This is a genomic window from Methylobacterium frigidaeris (assembly GCF_022179185.1).
GTDB classification, from domain to species: domain Bacteria; phylum Pseudomonadota; class Alphaproteobacteria; order Rhizobiales; family Beijerinckiaceae; genus Methylobacterium; species Methylobacterium frigidaeris.
Map to the genome: position 1 here is coordinate 1 of NZ_BPQJ01000106.1, position 2,549 is coordinate 2,549.

A 2,549-nucleotide genomic window follows, 5' to 3' on the forward strand; every position below is an offset into this window, starting at 1 on the left:
CTGTCACAGCCCGAGTACTTGCATAGGCCACGGACCACAAACCGGGGCAGGACCAGGCTGACCCTGCACTAACTTTGAGCTTGGACCACCTCGTGGAGGCCAATCACCGGCGGCATGAGGCTGACAGGCTCACAAGTGGCGGATAGACCGTGCCATGAACGCACCTCCTCCCGCTGCTCTCGGATGGTCCCGCGGCCTCGTCAGCCTGTCGCCGGGCGTTGTTCCGTGCCGAGGGCGCCGGCCCGACGAATGGCGAGAAGCTTGGCATCTGTGCGGCAACGCTCGCATGTGTTAAGTGTAAATTCTACCGGTGCAGTCGGTACCCCTCCGCGAGTCGAGAATTATGAGCAGCTTAAAGTTCGGGACTTCTGGACTGCGCGGCCTCGTCACAGATCTGGAGGGACGGCCCAGCTTCGTCTACGCGGCGGCGTTCTTCGCGGCCATCGGCGGGCAGGCGGGGGCTCGCCGCGAGGTCGTGATCGGGCGCGACCTGCGTGACAGCAGTGCGGGGATCGCCGCGACGGTCGCCACGGCGGCGGCGGCGGCCGGTTTCGCGGCTATCGATTGCGGCTCCCTGCCGACGCCGGCCCTCGCGCTCGAGGCGCGGCGGCGCGGCGCCTGCGCCGTCATGGTCACCGGCAGCCACATTCCGGAGGACCGCAACGGGCTGAAATTCTACCGGCCCGGCGGCGACGAGATCACCAAGGCCGATGAGACTGCCATCCAGGTCGCCCTCGGTGCCGCCGGTGACACGTACCTGCCGCCGGCCGTCCCGGCCGAGCCGGAGCCGGAGGCGATCGCGCGCTACCGCCGGCGGTACCTCGACGTCTTCGATTCGGGGATCCTGGCTGGCCAGCGGGTCGCTGTCTACCAGCAGAGCTCGGTAGGGCGCGACCTGCTCGTTGACGTGCTGGCGGCCTGCGGCGCGACGGCCGTCCCGATCGGCCGGTCCGACACGTTCGTGCCGATCGACACCGAGGCGCATCGCCCGCAGGACGTCACTTTCATCCGCGACGCCATGAAGGCGGACGACTTCGACGCCCTCGTGACGACCGACGGCGATGCGGATCGCCCCCTCGTCGCGGACGGCGCTGGCCGCATCCTGCGCGGCGACGTCCTAGGGCTGATCACGGCCCGGTATCTCAGGGCCGATGCCGTCGTCGTGCCCGTGACCGCCGGCTCCGCCATCGAGCGCGCGGGCGGCTTCCGGCGCGTGCTCCGCACCAGGGTCGGGTCGCCCTTCGTCATCGCCGGCATGGAGCGGGCGAAGCGGGATGGGGCATCGGTTGTCTGCGGCTTCGAGGCCAATGGCGGCTTCCTGCTTGGGTCGGATCTATCCGTCGGCGGCGGAAACCTGCCGACGCTGCCGACGCGCGACGCCGTGCTGCCGATCCTCGCCACCTTAGCCGCCGCGCGGGGGGCCGGCTGGAGCTTAGCCGACCTCGTGGCCTCGCTTGACGTCGGGCAGACGGCGAGCGACCGCCTGCCCGACGTCGCAGCCGAGCGGAGCGGCAACCTGCTGGACCGCCTCCGGGACGAAGCGTTCCGCCGGAACTTCCTTCTCCCCATCGGACGGCCGCTGGCGGCTGACGAGCAGGACGGGGTCAGGATCGTGCTCGACGGCGAGCGGACGATCCATTTCCGCGCATCCGGGAACGCACCCGAACTCCGTTGCTACGCGGAGGCGAAGACCGCCGCAGAGGCCCAGGATCTGGTCCGATGCGGACTCGCCGCGGCAGCGGCGGCGATGGGATGAAACGCGCACTAGCAAATCGATAACATCGCTGCGGCCGTCCTGGCGCACCAGCGGTCGGCGGAGGATCGAGAATTCAGATTAGGTAGGCGGTGCCGTGTGGTCCAAATACTTTCGGGCAGTTGGCAGCTTCCACCAAAGCTCGGGCTGATTTTAGATCGATCTTCAGCGCGACAGCTACCTCGGCCACTGTTTTCCACGACGGCTTCATGCGCCGACCTCCCAAATCTTTCTGCTTCATTAGGCGTGCATGCTTCGTATTTTGTCTGATGAGTCACTTGCCCTTTTGAATGTATGGCACCTAAATTTGTTTATATTGGCCCATTCGAAAAACCCCGCTCGGCGGCTGCCGGCGGGGCTGAAGGCGGGGTCTCGGGTCCTTGAAGATACGCCGGGCTAACGGGTTGGCGGTGGGACGGTTCCAGGTCAGCGATGCGGGCGCCCCCACGTTGCTGCCTGTGGCTCTGCTCGGCTAGCTGCTCAAGGGCGTCCGCGATCCTGGCGTTGACGACTTCGGCCTCGTGGGCGAGCCGCGCCTGATCGGACGCAGTGCCGGCCGCGATGGCCGCAGTCAGCGCCTTCACGGCCGCGGTCAGGTCACCGATCGCAATGCTGTCGAACACCGTCGCCCCGCAGCCGGCAGCGATGTCGCGGGCTGTTCGCGGCTGAAGCGCCTCCGCCTTCTTGGCCTCCAGCCGATAGTCCGGGAGGGTCTTCACGAAACCGCTGATACCCTCGCGCCTTCGCATCGATGCGAAGGCGACCGGCGCATCAGCGCCGGCGCCCGTTCGGGCTT

The 2,549-nt window shown here is 67.8% G+C and carries 2 protein-coding genes; one reads left to right on the forward strand and one right to left on the reverse strand.

What is annotated here, in order from left to right:
* Nucleotides 1-343 precede the first annotated feature (343 nt).
* Nucleotides 344-1,756: a phosphohexomutase domain-containing protein gene (locus MFF64_RS36360; RefSeq protein WP_238193869.1), complete on the forward strand. Its 1,413-nt coding sequence runs from the start codon at nt 344-346 to the stop codon at nt 1,754-1,756.
* A 308-nt stretch (nt 1,757-2,064) separates the two neighbouring features.
* Here the strand turns inward: MFF64_RS36360 and MFF64_RS36365 are convergent.
* On the reverse strand, nt 2,065-2,549 hold a 485-nt coding region (locus tag MFF64_RS36365; protein ID WP_238193871.1), incomplete at its 5' end, for a hypothetical protein.

Excerpts from the sequence above, each read along its gene's own strand:
- MFF64_RS36360 (WP_238193869.1), top strand. The coding sequence starts at position 344 with ATGAGCAGCTTAAAGTTCGGGACTTCTGGACTGCGCGGCCTCGTCACA.